16 protein-coding genes are annotated in these 17,156 nt (G+C 76.4%); 7 read left to right on the forward strand and 9 right to left on the reverse strand.

The window, feature by feature from the left end:
* Nucleotides 1-33: 33 nt before the first annotated feature.
* The gene (locus BJ968_RS14065) at nt 34-3,159 is read right to left on the reverse strand and encodes an MMPL family transporter (RefSeq protein ID WP_179752838.1); all 3,126 of its coding nucleotides are present in this window, start codon (nt 3,157-3,159) and stop codon (nt 34-36) included.
* Nucleotides 3,160-3,413: 254 nt separating this feature from the next.
* Between BJ968_RS14065 and BJ968_RS14070 the strand changes: the two genes are divergently transcribed.
* Nucleotides 3,414-4,013, forward strand: a complete 600-nt coding sequence (locus BJ968_RS14070) for a TetR family transcriptional regulator (protein WP_179752840.1) — start codon at nt 3,414-3,416, stop codon at nt 4,011-4,013.
* Here BJ968_RS14070 and BJ968_RS14075 read toward each other — a convergent pair.
* The 3 genes from BJ968_RS14075 to BJ968_RS14085 form a co-directional block, all read right to left on the reverse strand.
* The gene (locus BJ968_RS14075) at nt 3,997-5,352 is read right to left on the reverse strand and encodes a hypothetical protein (RefSeq protein WP_179752842.1); all 1,356 of its coding nucleotides are present in this window, start codon (nt 5,350-5,352) and stop codon (nt 3,997-3,999) included. The two genes, BJ968_RS14070 and BJ968_RS14075, sit on opposite strands and share 17 nt — an antisense overlap.
* 126 nt (nt 5,353-5,478) lie before the next feature.
* Nucleotides 5,479-6,711 (reverse strand): chorismate synthase, encoded by a 1,233-nt coding sequence (gene aroC / locus BJ968_RS14080; RefSeq protein WP_343078024.1) that lies wholly within the window; start codon nt 6,709-6,711, stop codon nt 5,479-5,481.
* A 77-nt stretch (nt 6,712-6,788) separates the two neighbouring features.
* Entirely contained in the window at nt 6,789-7,265 is a 477-nt protein-coding gene (locus BJ968_RS14085) for an Lrp/AsnC family transcriptional regulator (RefSeq protein ID WP_179752844.1), read from the reverse strand.
* 140 nt (nt 7,266-7,405) lie between these two features.
* Between BJ968_RS14085 and BJ968_RS14090 the strand changes: the two genes are divergently transcribed.
* The 3 genes from BJ968_RS14090 to BJ968_RS14100 are packed head-to-tail and all read left to right on the forward strand — an operon-like array spanning nt 7,406 to nt 10,079.
* A complete protein-coding gene (locus BJ968_RS14090; protein ID WP_179752846.1) occupies nt 7,406-7,768 on the forward strand; it encodes an ArsR/SmtB family transcription factor in 363 nt (120 codons plus the stop codon).
* Nucleotides 7,765-9,747, forward strand: a complete 1,983-nt coding sequence (locus tag BJ968_RS14095; protein WP_425491499.1) for a heavy metal translocating P-type ATPase — start codon at nt 7,765-7,767, stop codon at nt 9,745-9,747. Before BJ968_RS14090 ends, BJ968_RS14095 begins: the two co-directional genes overlap by 4 nt.
* A complete protein-coding gene (locus tag BJ968_RS14100) occupies nt 9,744-10,079 on the forward strand; it encodes a YnfA family protein (protein ID WP_179752848.1) in 336 nt (111 codons plus the stop codon). The genes BJ968_RS14095 and BJ968_RS14100 overlap by 4 nt, the downstream gene beginning before the upstream one ends.
* Before the next feature lie 7 nt (nt 10,080-10,086).
* On the opposite strand, the gene BJ968_RS14105 is transcribed toward BJ968_RS14100, so the two are convergent.
* The 3 genes from BJ968_RS14105 to ku all read right to left on the reverse strand — a co-directional run bounded on the left by BJ968_RS14105 (nt 10,087) and on the right by ku (nt 12,906).
* Nucleotides 10,087-10,425, reverse strand: coding sequence for a bifunctional 3-phenylpropionate/cinnamic acid dioxygenase ferredoxin subunit (locus BJ968_RS14105; RefSeq protein ID WP_179752850.1), 339 nt, complete (start codon nt 10,423-10,425; stop codon nt 10,087-10,089).
* Nucleotides 10,426-10,499: 74 nt separating this feature from the next.
* Nucleotides 10,500-11,870, reverse strand: coding sequence for an MFS transporter (locus BJ968_RS14110; RefSeq protein ID WP_179752852.1), 1,371 nt, complete (start codon nt 11,868-11,870; stop codon nt 10,500-10,502).
* Between the two features lie 118 nt (nt 11,871-11,988).
* Nucleotides 11,989-12,906 (reverse strand): non-homologous end joining protein Ku, encoded by a 918-nt coding sequence (ku, locus tag BJ968_RS14115; RefSeq protein WP_179752862.1) that lies wholly within the window; start codon nt 12,904-12,906, stop codon nt 11,989-11,991.
* A gap of 183 nt (nt 12,907-13,089) precedes the next feature.
* On the opposite strand from ku, the gene BJ968_RS14120 reads away from it, so the two are divergent.
* Together BJ968_RS14120 and BJ968_RS14125 are read left to right on the forward strand one after the other, a co-directional pair.
* Nucleotides 13,090-13,848 carry a 3-methyladenine DNA glycosylase gene (locus BJ968_RS14120; RefSeq protein ID WP_343078026.1) on the forward strand — a complete coding sequence of 253 codons (759 nt, stop codon included), beginning with the start codon at nt 13,090-13,092 and terminating at the stop codon, nt 13,846-13,848.
* A gap of 18 nt (nt 13,849-13,866) precedes the next feature.
* Entirely contained in the window at nt 13,867-14,259 is a 393-nt protein-coding gene (locus BJ968_RS14125; RefSeq protein ID WP_179752866.1) for a PNPOx family protein, read from the forward strand.
* Between the two features lie 3 nt (nt 14,260-14,262).
* Here the strand turns inward: BJ968_RS14125 and BJ968_RS14130 are convergent, their stop codons facing one another.
* On the reverse strand, nt 14,263-15,117 hold the full coding sequence (locus BJ968_RS14130) for a siderophore-interacting protein (RefSeq protein WP_343078027.1): 855 nt from the start codon (nt 15,115-15,117) through the stop codon (nt 14,263-14,265).
* A 1-nt stretch (nt 15,118) separates the two neighbouring features.
* A complete protein-coding gene (locus tag BJ968_RS14135; RefSeq protein WP_179752868.1) occupies nt 15,119-16,108 on the reverse strand; it encodes a siderophore-interacting protein in 990 nt (329 codons plus the stop codon).
* A gap of 109 nt (nt 16,109-16,217) precedes the next feature.
* On the opposite strand from BJ968_RS14135, the gene ligD reads away from it, so the two are divergent.
* Nucleotides 16,218-17,156 (forward strand): non-homologous end-joining DNA ligase, encoded by a 939-nt coding sequence (ligD, locus tag BJ968_RS14140; protein WP_179756717.1) that lies wholly within the window; start codon nt 16,218-16,220, stop codon nt 17,154-17,156.

Consider the following 17,156-nt stretch of genomic DNA (forward strand, 5'->3'; position numbering starts at 1 on the left):
GACCGTGCGGGCCCCGGGTCCGCGGCGCGCGGCTCAGGACCGCGAGGGTTCCCCGTCCGGGTCGTGCCGCACGGCCCGCTCCCCGCCGAGGCGGACCTCGACGTCGCGGTGCCCGGCCTCGGGGACGTCCACGCCCGTGGCGACCGGCGAGTACCCCGCGGCCGTCACCGTGTACCGGCCGGTGGACAGGTCGTCGAACGCGAACGCGCCGTCGTCGCCGGTGACGGCGGAGTCGACGACCGCGCCGCCGTCGTCGACGAGGGTCACGGACGCCTCCTGGACGGGGCGGCCGTCGCCGGCGGCCTCGACGGTGCCGACGAGGCGGCCGCCGTGGCTGAGGGCCACGTCGAGCTCGACGTCGTGCCCGTGCCCGACCTCGAGGTTCTGCGCGACGGGCCGGAACGTCTGCGACAGCACGCTCAGCACGTAGTTCCCGGCGACGAGGTCGCCGAAGCGGTAGGTGCCGTCGTCGCCGCTGCGGGTGGAGGCCACGACCGAGCCCTGCACGTCGAGCAGCGTCAGGACGGCCCCGGCGACGGGCCCGTGCCCGTCGTGCAGCCGCCCGTGCAGCGCGGCGCTGCCCAGCAGCCGCACGTCGTGCCGGACGGTGCGGTCGGAGACGGGCACGAGGTGCGCGACGGGCCGGGCGTCGGACGCCGCGACGATGAGCACGTACGTCCCGCCCGCCTGCAGGGGCAGGGAGTAGAACCCGACGTCGTCCGAGCGCGTCCGGGCGACCTGCCGGCCGGTGGGGTCGGTGACGGTGAGGGCCGCCCCGGTCAGCGGGTTCCCGGCGGTGTCGGTGACGACCCCGACGAGGCCGAGCGGGAGGTCCTGCAGGAGCCGCTCGACGCGCTGCTCGGCACCGACGCCGTGGTGCTCGGCGGCGGGCCCGGCCTGCCCGGCCTGCTCGGGGTGGCGGCGTTCGGGCTGGTGCCCGGCGCGCTGCGCGGGCAGCCCGGCCGGGGCGTCGGCCTCCTGGGCGAGGAGCTCGGTGAGCCCGCGGCCCTCGGCGTCGACGTTCGGGACGAGGCGCTGCGCCCACCGCGGCAGCCACCAGGCCGCGTCCCCCAGCAGGGTGAGCGCGGCGGGCATGATGACCATCCGCACCACGAGCGCGTCGGCCAGGACCCCGACGGTCAGGGCCATGCCGATGGAGCCGATGACCTGGTCACCGCTCGTGGCGAACCCGACGAAGACGCCGGACATGATGAGCGCGGCGGCCACGACGACGGGTGCGGAGCGGCGGAACCCGGCGAGCACGGCGTCGACGGGACGGCGGCCGTGGGCGTGCTGCTCGTGGATCGCCGAGACGAGGAACATCTGGTAGTCCATCGCCAGGCCGAACAGGATCCCGACGACGAGGACCGGCATGAAGCTCAGCAGCGGGCCGGGCTGGGCGACCTGGAAGACGTCGGACAGCCACCCCCACTGGTAGATCGCCACGACCGACCCGAGCGAGGCGCCCAGGGACAGCAGGAAGCCGACGGTGGCCAGCAGCGGGACCGCCAGGGAGCGGAACAGCATGATGAGCAGCAGCAGCGCCAGCACGACGATGATGGCGATGTAGACCGGCAGGGCGTCGTTCAGGGCGTCGGTGACGTCGATGTCCAGGGCCGTCTGGCCCGTGACGAGGACGTCGGCGCCGGTGGTGCCGCCGGTCGCGGAGCGGATGGCGCGCACCAGGTCCGAGGTCCGCTCGTCGGTGGGGCCGGACCCGGGGACGACGGTGATGAGCTGCGCCGTGCCGTCGGGGGAGGGGACCGCCGGCGTCACGGCCACGACGTCGGGCAGGGCCTGGATGCGCGGGCCGACCTCGGCGGCGACGGCGGCCGCCTCGGGCCCGTCGACCAGGACCACGAGGGTCGACTGCGACCCCGGCCCGAAACCCTCGACGAGCAGGTCGTAGGCCTGGCGCTGGGAGGTCGCCGGGTCGGCGTTCTCGGCCGAGGGCAGGGCCGTGCGCATCGAGGCGACGGGGATGGCGATGGCCCCCACGGCCACGACGGCGACGAGCAGCGCGACGACGGGGTGCTTGGTCACCCCGCGCGCCCAGCGGCCCAGCGGGCCCCGGCCGGCGAGGTCGGCGGTCGCGTGGTCGTCGCTGTCGGCGATGGCCCGCAGGCCCGCGGGGTCGCGGTGGCGTTCCTTGCGGGGCAGCACCTTCAGGCCCAGGACCTTCAGGAACGCGGGGACGGCGGTGAGGGCGACGACGACGGCGACGGCGACGGTGGCGGCCGCGGCCAGGCCCATCTGGGTCAGGAAGGGGATGTCCACCACCGACAGCCCGACGAGGGCGATGACGACGGTGGTGCCCGCGAAGACGACGGCGGTGCCCGCGGTGCCGGTGGCCTTGGCGATGGCCTGGTCCAGCCCCTCCCCGCGGCGCAGCTCGGTCCGGGTGCGGGCGAAGACGAACAGCGCGTAGTCGATGCCGACCGCCAGGCCGAGCATGCCCGCCAGGGCGGGGGTCGTCGTGGACAGCGAGACGACCTTGCCCAGCGCCATGATCCCCAGGTACCCGGCGCCGACGCCGAGCCCGGCGGTCAGCAGGTTCGCGCCCGCGGCCGCGAGCGCGCCGTAGGTGAGGACGAGGACGAGGAAGGCGACGGCGACGCCGATGGCCTCGCTGGCGTGGCCGGCCTCGGTGGTCTGGACCTGGGAGGTCACCTCGACGCGGACGTCGCCGGCGTCGTGGTCGGTGGCCGCCTCCAGGGCCTCGACCTGCTCGGGCGTCACGTCACCGACGGTGCCGTCGAAGGTGACGGTCGCGGCCGCGATGCGCTGGTCGCGCGAGAGCACCGGCGCCTGCACGGACAGCGGGTCGCTGACCGAGGCGACGCCGTCGAGCCCGCGCACGTCGGCGAGCAGGTCCTGCACGACGGTGGCGTTGGTCCCGGTGAGCGTCTGGCCGGCGGGGGCCTGGAAGACGACGGTGGCGGTGGCGTTGCCGGCGCCGCTGGAGAACTTCTGCTCCAGCAGGTCCAGGCCGTCGCTGGCCTGGGTGCCGGGGATGGAGAAGCTGGTGTCCTGCGCGGCGGTCTGCTTGAGGCCGAAGGCGAGGCCGGCGAGGGCGGCGAGGAGGACGGCCCAGACGGCCAGGACCTGCCAGTGGCGGCGGGCGCTGAACCTGCCGAGTCGGTAGAGCAGGGTGGCCATCGGGGCGGGCTCCTTCGCGGTGGGGGCGGACCGGGGTTCGTCGGCACCGGTGGCGACGCGCGCCGAACCAGCTGATCGGCTCATCGACGGTACCCCGCGCCCGGCACCCTGCCAACGGCTGAGCACTAGCCGATCGGCTAGTTCTCCGAGGGTCGCGGATCCGTCGGGAGTCGTAGGCGCGGGCGTGGGCGCGGGCGCGGGCGCACCCGGGGGCGCGGGTTAGAGTCCCCCCAGGCCAGGAGCGGGGAGGACCAGTGACGACGACGGTCGGCGAGACGCGACCGGCGGGTCCGGGACGGCAGCGGCTGCACGAGGCGGCGGTCCGGCTGTTCGCCGAGCACGGGGTCAGCGGGACGTCGCTGCAGATGATCGCCGACGCGGTCGGCGTCACCAAGGCCGCGGTCTACTACCACTACCGGACCAAGGACGAGCTGGTCGTCGGCGTCGTCGCCCCGTTCATCGACCGGGTCTTCGCGGTGCTGGAGTCCGCCGAGGCGCGCCGGGGGCACCGGGCCCGCGTCGAGACGCTCGTCGACGGCCTCGTCGACGTCGTCGTCGACGCGCGCCGGTTGTACGTCGTCGCGGCCGTGGACCCGGTCATCGCGCACCTGCACGCGGCCTACCCCCGGATGGCCGAGCTCGGTGACCGGATGCAGCAGCTCCTCGCCGGGCCCGGGGCGGACGCCGAGCGCCGGGTCGCCGTGGTGCTCTTCCTGTCCGGGCTGGTCGGGCCCATCGGCGACCCGACCTGCCGGGACGTCCCCGACGAGGAGCTGCGGCGGATGCTGTCGGACATCGGGCGGCGCCTCCTGCTGCCCCGCCGCCGCCCCCGGAGGGTCAGCGACCCCGCGTGAACCGGAAGACGCTGAGGGTGCCGGCGTCCTCGTCGCTCGTCAGGAGCAGGTCCGACTGCGGCAGGGCCAGCACGCCCTCCGGGGCCTCGCCGGTCGGCAGGACCTGCGTGAGCCGCGGGGCGAGCTCGTCGGTCAGGTCGTACACCAGGACGGCGTCGCCGCGCTCGGAGCCGATGAACGCGTACGGGGTGGGTTCGCGGAACCGGTGCCGGCCCAGGGACAGGCCGCCGAACGCCGCGACCTCGGCCCCCTCGAACTCGGCGCCCTTGTCGTCGCTGCGGCCGTCGGGGTAGCGGCCGGCGTCGGCGAGCGCCTGCTCGGCGGAGGCGCCGGCGTCCCACAGGACCCCGCCGGTGGGGGAGAACACCGTCCAGCCGCGGCCGCCGGAGGGTTCGGCGGCCAGGTCGCCCTCGTTCGCCGTGACGAGGTTCCCGCCGGCGGTCCACTGGACGCCGTCGGGTTCGCGGGGGGCGGTGAGGTCCTCGGTGAAGGAGGCGACGCCGTCGTCGGTCAGGTCGGCGTCGGTGCGGTGGACGGTCCCGGCGGAGAAGGAGCCCACGACGGTGCCGCGGTGCAGGTCGACGAGCGCGACGGCGTTGTTCTCCTGCAGCGTGACGGCGGCGGTCCCGTCGGCGTTCACGTCGACGAACTCCGGTTCGGGGTCCTCGGGGAACCGCGCACCGGGCAGGCCGGTGAGGTCCACCGTGGAGACCGACCAGTCGGCGGGGCCGCCGGACAGGTCCACGGCGGCGAGGGAACCGGCGGGCAGCTGCGGCAGGCCGCCCTCGACGCCGTCGACGACGAGCTCCTCGTCGCGCTGGTCCTCCAGCGCGACGCCCGCGACCGAACCGTCGGGGGCGATGGAGATCGAGTCGGGCTGGCCGCCGAGGTCGAGGGTGCGGACGACGCCGCGGCCGGCGACGGACAGGACGGCGAGGTACCCCGAGGGGTGCGCGAAGTCGCCGTCGGTGGTGTCGACGACGGCCAGCGCGTACGCGCCGTCGGGGGTGACGGCGACCGAGGTGGGTTCGCCCTCCAGCTGCACGGTCCCCAGCTCGCGCAGGGCCCGCGGCCGGGAGACGTCGACGAACCCGACCTCCCCGGCGCCGGAGTCGGTGTAGACGACGGTGCGGCCGTCGGGGGTGGCGGCGAGGATCTCGGCGACCTCACCGCTGACGGCGAAGGGCGCCTCCTCGACGAACCGGCCCGGGCCGGAGAAGGGTCCGGGGAACGGGCCGGGCCACGGGCCGGGGGACGCGGAGGCCGGCGGGACCAGGGCCAGACCGGTCGCGGGGACGAGGAGCAGGCCGAGCAGGGCGCTGCGGCGGGGGTGCTTCACAGGTGCCTCCTGGGTGGGGAGGCACCCGTCTACCGGGCCGGGACGTCCCCGCGGTGTCCACGACGTGAACACCGGGGACCGCCCGGCGGGCGGCGCCCGGGGTGGTCGGAGCGGGTGAGGGGCCGGTCAGGCGGTGGGGGCGACCTTGACGGTGAGGCCGTCGAGGTAGCTGCGCACGTTGGCGCGGACCTGCTCGACGTTGTCGCCGCCGAACTTCTCCACGACCGCGTCGGCCAGCACGAGGGCGACCATCGCCTCGGCGACGACCCCGGCGGCGGGCACCGCGCACACGTCCGAGCGCTGCGCGATGGCCTGCGCCGCCCCGCCGGAGGCGGTGTCGACGGTGTCCAGGGCGCGGGGGACGGTGGAGATGGGCTTCATGGCGGCGCGGACCCGCAGGACCTCGCCGTTGGTCATCCCGCCCTCGAGGCCGCCGGCGCGGTCGGTGCGGCGGCGGACGGTGAAACCGCCCGTGCCGTCCTCGACGCGCTCGATCTCGTCGTGGGCCGCCGACCCGCGGCGGCGGGCGGTCTCGAAGCCGTCGCCGACCTCGACGCCCTTGATGGCCTGCACGCCCATGAGGGCGGCGGCCAGGCGCGCGTCGAGCTTGCGGTCCCAGTGGACGTAGGAGCCCAGGCCCGGCGGCAGGTCGTGCACGACGACCTCGACGACACCGCCGAGGGTGTCGCCCTCGCTGTGGGCCTGGTCGATCTCGGCGACCATCCGGGCGCTGGCCTCGGGGTCGGCGCAGCGGACCGGGTCGGCGTCGATCGCGGCGAGCGACCCGCGGGCCGGGACGGTGCCCTCGGCGACGGCCTGGGTCCCGATGGAGACGACGTGGGAGACGACCTCGGCGCCGACGGTCTGGGCCAGGAAGGCGCGGGCGACCTCGCCGAGCGCGACGCGGGTGGCGGTCTCGCGCGCCGAGGCGCGTTCGAGGACGGGCCGGGCGTCGGCGAAGCCGTACTTCTGCATGCCCGTCAGGTCGGCGTGGCCGGGGCGCGGGCGGGTCAGCGGGGCGGAGCGGCCGCGGGCGGGGATGCGGCCGGGCTCGTCGTAGCGGCGGCCGTCGGCGTCGGCGGGGTCGGCGGCCATGACCTCCGACCAGCGGGGCCACTCGGTGTTGCCGATGCGCAGCGCGATCGGGCCGCCCTGGGTCAGGCCGTGGCGGATGCCGCCGATGACCTCCAGCTCGTCCTGCTCGAAGTTCATCCGGGCGCCGCGGCCGTGGCCCAGCCGCCGGCGGGCCAGGGCCCGGCGGATCTGCGCGCTGTCGACCTCCACGCCCGCGGGCAGGCCTTCGAGGATCCCCGCCAGGGCGGGGCCGTGCGATTCACCAGAGGTCAGCCAGCGCAACACGTGCCCGATTCTGCCGCACGGCGCGGGGCGCTCCGTGCCACGCGGAGGGCACGCGGGAGCCGTGCGGGGGCCGGGGGTCAGTCGGCGAGGTCGCTCAGCAGCGGGTCGACCCGGTAGGGGACCAGCTCGCGCATGGCCAGGGAGGTGCGCGTGCGCACGACGCCGGGGATCGACAGCAGCTCCTGCCCGACCCGGTACAGGTCGTCGGCGTCGCGGGCCACGACGCGGCACATGAGGTCGCCGTCGCCGGTGATGCCGTGGACCTCCAGCACCTCGGGGGTCTCGCGCAGCCGCCGCAGGGTGTCGTCCTGCTGACCCTGGTGGATCTCGATCATCACGAACGCCGAGACGGAGAAGCCCAGCGCGGCCGGCGCGAGCCGCCGCGAGAACCGGTGCAGGACGCCGTCGGACTCGAGCCGTTCCAGGTGGGCCTGCACCGTGCCGCGGGCCAGGCCCAGCTCGCGCGACAGGCCCAGGACGGTGGCCCGCGGGTCCTCGTCGAGCGCGAGGAGGATCCGGGCATCGATGGAGTCGAGACGGCGCACGGACGACATCTTGGCGCATCGGGGGCGCGGACCGGCGAACAATGTGCTCACCAGGGTGTGCTTCTCCTGTGCACCCGCGGTCGCGGGCGGGCCGCCGGGCCCCGCGGCCGGGTTTGACGGGCCGCGCCACCGTGTCAAAGCATCTGCGCATGGACGAAGATTCGAGGTGCACGCTCGGCGTGGACAGCCAGTACGTCGAGGTGGCCGCCGAGGTGTTCTCGCTGCTGTCCGACCCCACCCGCATCCGCCTCGTGCTGGCCCTGCGCGGGACCGAGCTGTCCGTCAACCACCTCGCCGAGCTCGTCGGCAAGAGCCCCACCGCGGTGTCCCAGCACCTGGCCAAGCTGCGCTGGGGCCGGGTCGTGACCACCCGGCAGGACGGCAACCGCGTCTTCTACCGCCTCGTCGACGAGCACGCCCGCACGCTCGTCGCCGAAGCCGTCCGCCACGCCGAGCGGTCCCTCGAACCGCGCACGGCCCACGAGCGCGCCGGCGTGGGGTGCCCCCGGTGACCCTCGCCCCCGACGCCGCCCGCGACGCCGCCCGCGACGCCGCGCCCGCCGGGCGCGAACTGCCCCGCCCGCCCTCGGTCCTGCGCACCGGTGCCCGGCTCCCCGAGGTCCGCTGGGCCGGGCTCGCCCTCGCCCTGTTCCTGCTCGGCGGCGCGCTGCAGCTGGCCGGCGCCCCCAGCGGGGCGTCCTGGGCGGCCTACCTCGCCTGCTACGCCGCCGGCGGCTGGGAGCCCGGCTGGGCCGGGCTGCGGGCGCTGCGGGAGAAGACGTTCGACGTCGACCTGCTCATGGTCCTCGCCGCCGTCGCCGCCGCCGCGATCGGCCAGGTCCTCGACGGCGCCCTGCTCATCGTGATCTTCGCCACCTCCGGCGCCGTCGAGGCCGTCATCACCCAGCGCACGGCCGACTCCGTCGGCTCCCTGCTCGGCCTGACCCCCGAACGGGCCACCCGGCTCGACGCGGCGGGCGCGGAGGAACCCGTCGACGTCGCCGACCTGGCCGTCGGCGACCTCGTGCTGGTCCGCCCCGGTGAACGCGTCGGCGCCGACGGCACCGTCGTCGAGGGCCTGTCCGAGGTCGACCAGCAGGCCGTCACCGGCGAGTCCGTGCCCGTCCCCCGCGGTCCCGGCGACACCGTCCTGTCCGGCACCCTCAACGGCACCGGGGCCCTGCGGGTCCGCGTCGAGCGGGAGGCCGGCGAGTCCGTCATCGCCCGCGTCGTGGCGATGGTGGAGCAGGCCTCGGCCACCAAGGCCCGCACGCAGCTGTTCGTCGAGCGCGTCGAGCAGCGCTACTCCCTCGGCGTCGTCGCGGCGACCCTGCTCCTGCTCGCCGTCCCGGTGCTGCTGGGCGCCACCTTCGAGTCGGCCCTGCTGCGGGCCATCACCTTCATGATCGTCGCCTCGCCGTGCGCCGTCGTCCTGGCCACCATGCCGCCCCTGCTGTCGGCCACGGCCAACGCCGGCCGGCACGGCGTCCTGGTGAAGTCGGCGACCGTCCTGGAGGCCGCCGGGCGCACGACCGTCGTCGCCTTCGACAAGACCGGGACCCTCACCGAGGGCGCCCCCGAGGTCACCGCCGTCCGCGGGCACGGCGCGTTCACCGAGGACCGGGTGCTGCGCGCCGCCGCGGCCGCCGAGCAGTCCAGCGAGCACGTCCTGGGCCGCGCGGTCCTGCGCGCCACCCGCGAGCGCGGCCTCGACGTCCCCGCCGCCCAGGACTTCCGGGCGCTGCCCGGGCGCGGGGTCGTGGCCCGGGTCGAGGGCCACGAGGTCCGCGTCGAGCGCGCCGACCGGGCCGGCGCCGGCGAGGGCACCGGTGGGGGCACCGGCGGGGACGGGGACGCCGGGGTCGGCACCGTCGTGGGCGTCCACCTCGACGGCCACCGCATCGGGACGATCACCCTCGTCGACCGCCTGCGCCCCGCCGCACCCGCCGCCGTCGCCGCCTGCGCCGCGCTGACCGGCCGCCCCGTGCACCTGCTGACGGGCGACGACGACGCGGCCGCCGCCCACGTCGCCGCCCGCACCGGCACCGGCGTCGTGCACGCCCGGGTGCTGCCCGAGGACAAGGTGCGCGTCGTCACCGGGCTCCAGGACGCCGGCGAACGGGTCCTGCTCGTCGGGGACGGCGTCAACGACGCCCCCGCGCTCGCCACCGCCGCCACGGGCGTCGCCATGGGCCGGCGCGGGTCCGACCTGGCCCTGGACGCCGCCGACGTCGTCCTCGTGCGCGACGAGGTCGACGCCGTCCCCCGGCTCGTGGCGCTGTCCCGCCGCGCCCACCGGGTCGTCGTGGCGAACCTGGTCGTCGCGGCCGCGTTCATCGTCGTGCTCGTCACGTGGGACCTCGTGGGGGAGCTGCCGCTGCCGCTGGCCGTGGCCGGGCACGAGGGCTCGACGGTCCTGGTCGCGCTCAACGGCCTGCGGCTGCTGCGGGCCCGCGCCTGGGACCGCGCCGTGCCGGGACCGGGCCGGTGACCGCGCGCTCGGTCCTGCTGTTCGCCCTCGCGGCCCTGTGCGAGATCGGCGGGGCCTGGCTCGTGTGGCAGGGCCTGCGCGAGCACCGCGGCTGGGCCTGGGTCGGGGCCGGGGTCGTCGCCCTGGGCCTGTACGGGGTCGTGGCGACCCTGCAGCCGGAGGCCGGGTTCGGCCGCACCCTCGCCGCCTACGGCGGGGTGTTCGTCGCGGGGTCCCTGACCTGGGGCGTCCTCGTCGACGGCTACCGGCCCGACCGCTGGGACGTCGCCGGGGCCCTCGTGTGCCTCGCCGGGGTCGGCGTGATCGTGTACGCGCCGCGCGGCGGGGCCTGAGCGGCCGTCAGCGCGGGCGGGGCGTCCCCACCTCGACCACCACGTCCCCGTCGACGACCTCGACCAGGTGCGTGCGCACGGGCGTGATCGCCGGGGGGCTCGACGGCTGCCCGGTGCGCAGGTCGAACGCCGAGGCGTGCCGCGGGCACTCCACGGCGCAGTCCTCGACCCAGCCCTCGGACAGGGACTCGTCGGCGTGGGTGCAGGTGTCGTCGATCGCGTACAGCTCCCCGTCGACGTTGAAGACCGACACCGGTGCGCGCAGCTCCGCCCGGTCGAGGCGGAGCACCTCACCCGGCGGCAGCTGCGCCAGCGGGCACGCCACGACCCTCGTCACCTCGGCCATCGCCGCGCTCCTCCGTCTCCCCGGACCGGTCCCGTGCCCGGCTCCGTCGCCGTCATGGTCGCACCCGCCCCGGCTCACGACCCGCGCAGGCGCACCGCGGCCAGCCCCGCACCCACCGCGGTGACGGCCGCGCCCAGCGCCAGCACCACCGTCACCGCCCCGCCGTGACCGCCGCCGGCGCCGACCCCGGTGGCCACGAACACCACGCTCACCGCGCCCGAGCCCACCGACTGCGACACCGTCCGGTTGAGGTTCAGGACCCCCGCGGCCGCCCCGGCGTGGACCAGCGGGGCGGCCGACATCATCTGCCGGTTGTTCGGGGACTGGAACACCGCGAAACCGGCCCCGCACAGCGCCGTGCGCAGCAGGACGTCCAGCGTCGGGGCGTCGGGGGGCAGCAGCGCCAGCGACACCAGGCCCCCCGCCAGGACGGTGAGCCCGCCCAGGGCCAGCAGCGTCGGGTCCACCCGGTCCGCCGCCCGCCCCGACAGCGGCGCGAGCACGACGATCACCAGCGGCCACGGCGTGAAGAGCAGCGCCGACCGCAACGCGCTGTCCCCGAAGGACTCCTGGAACAGGAACGGCAGCGCGACGAACGCCGTGCCCTGGCCGAAGAACGAGCACGACGCCGTCAGCACGGCCAGGGTGAAGGGCCGGCGGAACAGGCCCAGCGGGACCACCGGGTGCGGGGTGCGGGCCTCGCGCCGGACGAACAGCACCACCAGCACGGCCGTCAGGACCAGCAGCGCCCCCGAGACCGGCAGTGTCGAGGTGTCGCCCAGGCCCCGCACACCCAGCAGGAAGCAGGCGATGGCCGCCGCGATCCACACCGACCCGGCCGCGTCGAACCCGCCCGGCCGCGGCGGCACCCCCGGCAGGTACCGCCAGCCCAGGACGGTCGCGACCAGGCCGATCGGCAGGTTGACGAGGAACAGCCACGGCCAGGGCGCCACCGTCAGCAGCGCCCCGCCCAGCGTCGGCCCCGCCGACGTGCCGAGCGCGACCGTCATGGCGTTCAGGCCCAGCACGCTGCCGAGCCGCTCGGACGGGACGACGTGCCGGTAGACGGGGATGGGGACGGCCAGCACGAGGGCGGACGCGACCCCCTGGACGACGCGGGCCGCCACCAGCAGCCCCAGGTCGGGGGCGGCGGCGCAGGCCAGGGAGGCCAGCGTGAACAGCGGGACGCCGAGCAGGAACAGCCGCCGCCGCCCGACCCGGTCGCCCAGGGCCGCGGTCGCCGGGATGCAGCAGGCCGCGGCGAGCAGGAACGCCGTGGTCACCCAGACGGTGTCCGAGGCCGGGGCGTGCAGCTCGCGGGCCAGGGTCGGCAGGGCGACGTTGACGATGGAGGCGTCGACGGTGGCCATGAACGTCGCGGCCAGCAGCGCGGCCAGGACCAGGTTGCGCCGCACGGCGGGCGGTTCGGGGGTCGGTGCGCTCATGCGGTGCGCGGGGCGGTCCTTCCGTGTTCCGGCGCCGCGCGGCGGGTGTGCGCGCGGGGGGCGGCCGGGTGGTTCCGAGCGAGTGTCGCCCGTGGCCGGGCCGGGGGACGCGCGGGGGTCAGGCGCTCTTGCGGGCGGTGGTCTTCGCGGTGGCCTTCTTGGCCGTCTTCTTCCCCGCCGTCCCCGCCGTCTTCTTCCCCGTCGTCGCCTGCGCGGTCCCCGTCCGCTCCGTCGCCGCCCCCGCACCCCCGCGGGCCCGCTCGATCGAGCGCTGCAGCGCGGTCAGCAGGTCGACCACCTCCTCGTCGCCCGCACCGCCCGGGGCGTCGCCCGGGGCCGGGGTGGGAGCGGCGCCGGCGTCCTCCAGGCGGGCCTCGACGAGCTCGCGCACCGCGACCTCGTACTCGTCCTCGAACTCCTCGGGCCGGAAGTCGCCCGCCAGCGACTCCACGAGCGAGGCCGCCGCCGTCAGCTCCTGCGGGCGCAGGTCGACGTCGTCCTCCAGGACCTCGAACTCGGGGGCGCGGACCTCGTCGGGCCACAGCACCGTCTGCAGCACGATCGCCCTGCCCCGCACCCGCAGGACGGCCATCGACTCGCGCTGGCGCAGCGCGACCTTCACGACCGCGACCCGGTCGGTCGCGACGAGGGCCTCGCGCAGCAGCGCGTACGGCTTCGCGGCCCGGCCCTCCGGTTCCAGGTAGTACGGCCGGGACAGCGTGATCGGGTCGACCTGGTCGGCGGGCACGAACCGCACGACGTCGATCTCGTGGCCGCTGGCCACCGGCAGCCCGTCGAGGTCGTCGTCGGTGAGGACGACGAGCCGGCCGTCGGGGCTCTCGTACCCCTTGGCGACGTCCTCGTAGGCGATCTCCTCGCCGCACACCGAGCAGGTCCGGCGCAACCGGACGCGCCCGCCGTCGGTACGGTGGACCTGGTGGAAACGGATGTCGTGCTCACCGGTGGCGGCGTGGACCCGCACGGGCACGTTGACCAGGCCGAAGGACACTGCGCCCTTCCAGATCGCGCGCGGCATGACCCACCCCTCCCGCAGCTCCCGTCCCCACCGTACGGTCCGGTCCGGGCCCCCGCGCGGGATCGCGCCGCGACCGTCCTGCCCGCCCACCGCTGGCGCGAGCGCGAGCGCGAGCACGCCGCACGGGCCCACGCGCTGACGGGGGAGGCGGCCGCGCGCCGGGCGCGGGGGCAGACGCACCCGGTGGAGGACTTCCTCTACACCTACTACTCCTGGTCGCCGGGGAAGCTGGCCCGCTGGCACCCCGGGGTGGGCGTCGTGCTGAAGGACGCCGGTGAGCGCCGGGACTGGCCCCACTACCGCGCCGTCGGCGCCGGCGCGCAGGTCGACGGCGAGACCCTGGGCCGGCGGCGGGCCACCACGGTCCGCTGGGCCCGCGACGTCCTGGCCGCCACGCGCGGCCGGGCCCCGCAGCTGGCCTGCTTCGGCCTGCACGAGTGGGCGATGGTCCACCGCACGCGCCCCGAGCAGGTCCGGCACGCCGGGCTGCCGCTGCGGCTGGGCCACGCCGGCACCGACGAGGTCGTGGAGTCGCACCGCATCCGCTGCAGCCACCACGACGCGTTCCGGTTCTTCACCCCCACCGCGGTCCCGCTCAACGCGCTGCAGCCCACGCGCGCGGAGCAGGCCGCGCAGGAGCAGCCCGGGTGCCTGCACGCGACGATGGACCTCTACAAGTGGGCGATGAAGCTGTCGCCCGCCGTGCCGGGGGAGCTGCTGCTCGACTGCTTCGAGCTCGCCCGCGACGTCCGCGTCCTGGACATGCGCGCCTCGCCGTACGACGTGTCGTCGCTGGGGCACCGGGCGGTCGCGATCGAGACCCCGGAGGGGAAGGCGGAGTACGCCCGCGCGCAGCGGGAGTTCGCCGAGCGCGCGGACCCGCTGCGGGCCGCGCTGGTCGAGGTGTGCGACGCGCTGCTCGCGCCGCCGGCACCCGCGTGAGGTGAGGAGGGGTTCGCGGTGCCGATCCCGATGGCGGTGGCCCGCGCCAACCGCGCCGTCCTGAACCGCGTGGTGCGCAGGGTCGCGCCGCGCACCCGGTCCCTTGGGCTGCTCACCCACCGGGGCCGGCGGTCCGGGCGGGAGTTCACGATCCCGGTGAACGTGTTCGAGGTCGAGTCCGGCGGTGCGGGCCGGATCCGGCTGGCCCTGACCTACGGGCCCGGCACGGACTGGGTGCGCAACGTCCTGGCCGCCGGCGGGTGCACGCTGCGGTTCCGGGGACGGACGCTGGAACTCACCGACCCCCGGCTGGTCCACGACCCCACCCGCGCGGGGATGCCGCCGTTCGTGCGGTTCGCCCTGGCCCGGCTGGGGGTCGAGGAGTTCCTCGACCTCACCGTCGTGCGGTAGCGCTCAGACGCCGGCGGCCGCGTCGTCGGTCTCGGTGGCCGCGTTCCACTCCCGCTTCTCCGAGCGCCAGCCCTCCTCGGTGCGACCGCGGCGCCAGTACCCCGACGCGGACAGCAGTTCCCGCGTGACGCCCAGCTCGGTGCGGGCCCAGCGGCGCACGGCGCGCACGGTGTCGGCCTCGCCGTGCACGAAGGCCTGCGGCGCCCCCGGCGGCAGGTCCAGGGAGCGCAGGAACCCCAGCAGCGCCTCGGGGTCGGGTGCGCCGCGGTGGACCCAGTGCAGCCGCAGGTCCGCCGGGCAGGTCAGCTCCAGCTCCTCGGCGGCCGAGAGCACCTCCACGACGGCGACGGCCACCGAACCGGCCGGGACCCGTTCCAGCGACGCCGAGATCGCCGGCAGCGCGCTGGCGTCCCCGACGAGCAGGTGCCAGGGGGCGTGGTCGCCGGGGGTGTAGGCGCCGCCGGGGCCCACGATCCACAGCTCGTCGCCGGGGCGCGCGGCGGCCGCCCACGGCCCCGCCAGACCCTCGTCGCCGTGCACGACGAAGTCGACCGTCACCTCGCCGCCGGCCACGGAACGGACCGTGTAGGTGCGCTGCACGGGCCACTCGGCCCGCGGTCGCGTCTCCCGGATCGCGGCCACGTCGAACGGCTCGTCGTACCGCACGCCCTCGACGGGGAAGACCAGCTTCACGTACGAGTCGGCGTGCTCGACGCCGAAGTCGGCGAGGTCGGGGCCGCCGAACACCACGCGCACCATGTGCGGGGCGATCCGCTCGGTGCGCTGGACGACCCCCAGACGCTGCCGGCGCGGGGCCGGGGCCTGGCGCTTGAACGGGTTGCGCACGACCTGCTCCACCTCACTCACCCTCGGCGCGCCCTTCGCGCCAGTACCCCATGAACGCCACCGACGTGCGCGGGACGCCGACCTCGCGCACGAGGTGGCGCCGCAGCGCCTTGACGACACCGCACTCCCCGGCCAGCCACGCGTACAGCGCCTGCGGGCCGCTGGCCACGGCGTGCTCGGGGACCTCCCAGAGGATCCCGGCGTCCAGGTCGACGTCCTCCAGCTCGGTGCCCGGGGCGGCCTGCGCGGACACCTCGTCCACCAGGGCCGACGCGACCTCGTGCACGCGCCGCTGCAGCAGTTCCCCCGGTGCGTGCGAACCGTTGCGCGGCAGCCACTCCACGGTCAGGTCCGCCTCCGAGAGCAGGCCGGTGAGGTCACCGGCGGAGGGGACCTCCAGCAGCGCCGTCGCCTTCACCCCGGCCGGCAGCTGCTCCAGGATCGCCGAGACGGCCGGGACGGCGGTCTCGTCGCCGGCCAGCAGCAGCGTGCGGGCCTCCGCCGGCGGCGCCCACTCCACGCCCCACGCGCGCCCGCCGCCCGGGGCCGTCGGGCCGACCAGCACGAGCGCGTCGCCCACGACGGCCTCGGCCGCCCACCGCGACGCCGGCCCGGCGTGACCGCCCTGCCCGTCCTGCACGCCGTGCAGGACGAAGTCGACGTCCAGCTCGGCCTGGGCGTGCGCCGTCGCGGGCCGGAACGCGCGCACCGTGTAGGTCCGCATCGTCGGGCGGACGTCCTCGGGCAGCTCGCGCCACCACGTGTACCAGTCGTCCCCGGGCACGTCGTGGGCGGCGAACGGCTCCTTGAGCAGCAGCAGCTTGATCCGCTGGTCGTACCCGCCGGCGCCGAACCCGGCCAGCTCGGGGGAGGTGAAGGTGAGGCGCACGAAGCTCGCCCCGAGGCGCTGGACGGCCGCCACCTGCACCTCGAACAGGCCGTACGCGGCCTGTCGCGGTCGCGTCCGGGTCCCCCGCGCGGCCGTTCCGGTGTCCGTGCTCATGCCCCACCCCTCGTCGATGTGAGGACAGGCTAACCAATAGGAGGCGGTGGTAGCCACGACCCCGGTGGCCGGGGCCCGCCCGCCGCAGCAGAGTGAGGACGTGCTCCCCATGCTGGCGACCCCCGCAGCGGGGCGCGGCCCCGCCTGCGGGGTCCCCACCGACGGCGACCAGTGGGCCTACGAGGTGAAGTGGGACGGCGTGCGGGTCCTGGCCGACGTCCGCGAGGGCCGCGTCGTCCTGCGCTCGCGCACCGGCCGCGACGTCTCCAGCACCTTCCCCGACCTCGCCGCGCTCGCCGGGACCCACGCCGACGTCCTCCTCGACGGCGAGGTCGTCGCCCTGCGCGACGGCCAGCCGTCCTTCTCCGCGCTCGCCGACCGGGTGCACGTCACCGACCCCCGCGCCGCGGCCCGCGCCGCCGAGCGCACCCCCGTCACCCTCGTGACCTTCGACGTGCTGCGGCTGTACGGCGTCGGCCTGCTCGACCGGCCCTGGCAGGAGCGCCGCGAGTCCCTCGACCGGCTGCAGCCGGCCGGCACGGCCTGGCAGGTCTCACCCGTCTACGCCGACGCCGCCGCGCTGCTGGCCGCCACCCGCGAGCAGGGGCTCGAAGGCGTCGTCGCCAAGCGCCGGACCTCCCTCTACCGGCCCGGCCGCCGCAGCGCCGACTGGGTCAAGCACGCCCACCGCGACCACCAGGCGTGCCTCGTCGTCGGCTGGCGGTCCGTCGAGGGCGACCCCGCCCGCATGGGCGCCCTGCTGCTGGCCGTCCCCGGGCCCGGCGGGGAGCTGCGGTACGCGGGGCGGGCCGGCAGTGGGCTCGACGCGGCGATGGAGGACGAGCTGCGCGCCGCGCTCGCGGGCCACGACCTGCCCGCGCCCGTCGTCGACGTCCCCCACCCCGACGCGGCGGGCGCGACGTTCACCGCCCCCGTGGCCGTCGTCGAGGTCCGCCACCTCGGCCGCACGCCCGCCGGCCGGCTGCGGCAGCCCGCCCTGCGCGGGGTCCGCGCCGACCTGGCGCCCTCGGACGTGCGGGAGGAGTGA

This window comes from Kineococcus aurantiacus (assembly GCF_013409345.1).
Classification (GTDB): Bacteria; Actinomycetota; Actinomycetes; order Actinomycetales; family Kineococcaceae; genus Kineococcus; species Kineococcus aurantiacus.

What these genes read in the sequence shown, in the direction of transcription:
- BJ968_RS14065 (WP_179752838.1), bottom strand. Translation starts at nt 3,159, where the DNA reads ATGGCCACCCTGCTCTACCGACTCGGCAGGTTCAGCGCCCGCCGCCAC.
- BJ968_RS14085 (WP_179752844.1), bottom strand. Translation starts at nt 7,265, where the DNA reads ATGTCGTCCGTGCGCCGTCTCGACTCCATCGATGCCCGGATCCTCCTC.
- BJ968_RS14090 (WP_179752846.1), top strand. Translation starts at nt 7,406, where the DNA reads ATGGACGAAGATTCGAGGTGCACGCTCGGCGTGGACAGCCAGTACGTC.
- BJ968_RS14105 (WP_179752850.1), bottom strand. Translation starts at nt 10,425, where the DNA reads ATGGCCGAGGTGACGAGGGTCGTGGCGTGCCCGCTGGCGCAGCTGCCG.
- BJ968_RS14110 (WP_179752852.1), bottom strand. Translation starts at nt 11,870, where the DNA reads ATGAGCGCACCGACCCCCGAACCGCCCGCCGTGCGGCGCAACCTGGTC.
- ku (WP_179752862.1), bottom strand. Translation starts at nt 12,906, where the DNA reads ATGCCGCGCGCGATCTGGAAGGGCGCAGTGTCCTTCGGCCTGGTCAAC.
- BJ968_RS14135 (WP_179752868.1), bottom strand. Translation starts at nt 16,108, where the DNA reads ATGAGCACGGACACCGGAACGGCCGCGCGGGGGACCCGGACGCGACCG.
- ligD (WP_179756717.1), top strand. Translation starts at nt 16,218, where the DNA reads ATGCTGGCGACCCCCGCAGCGGGGCGCGGCCCCGCCTGCGGGGTCCCC.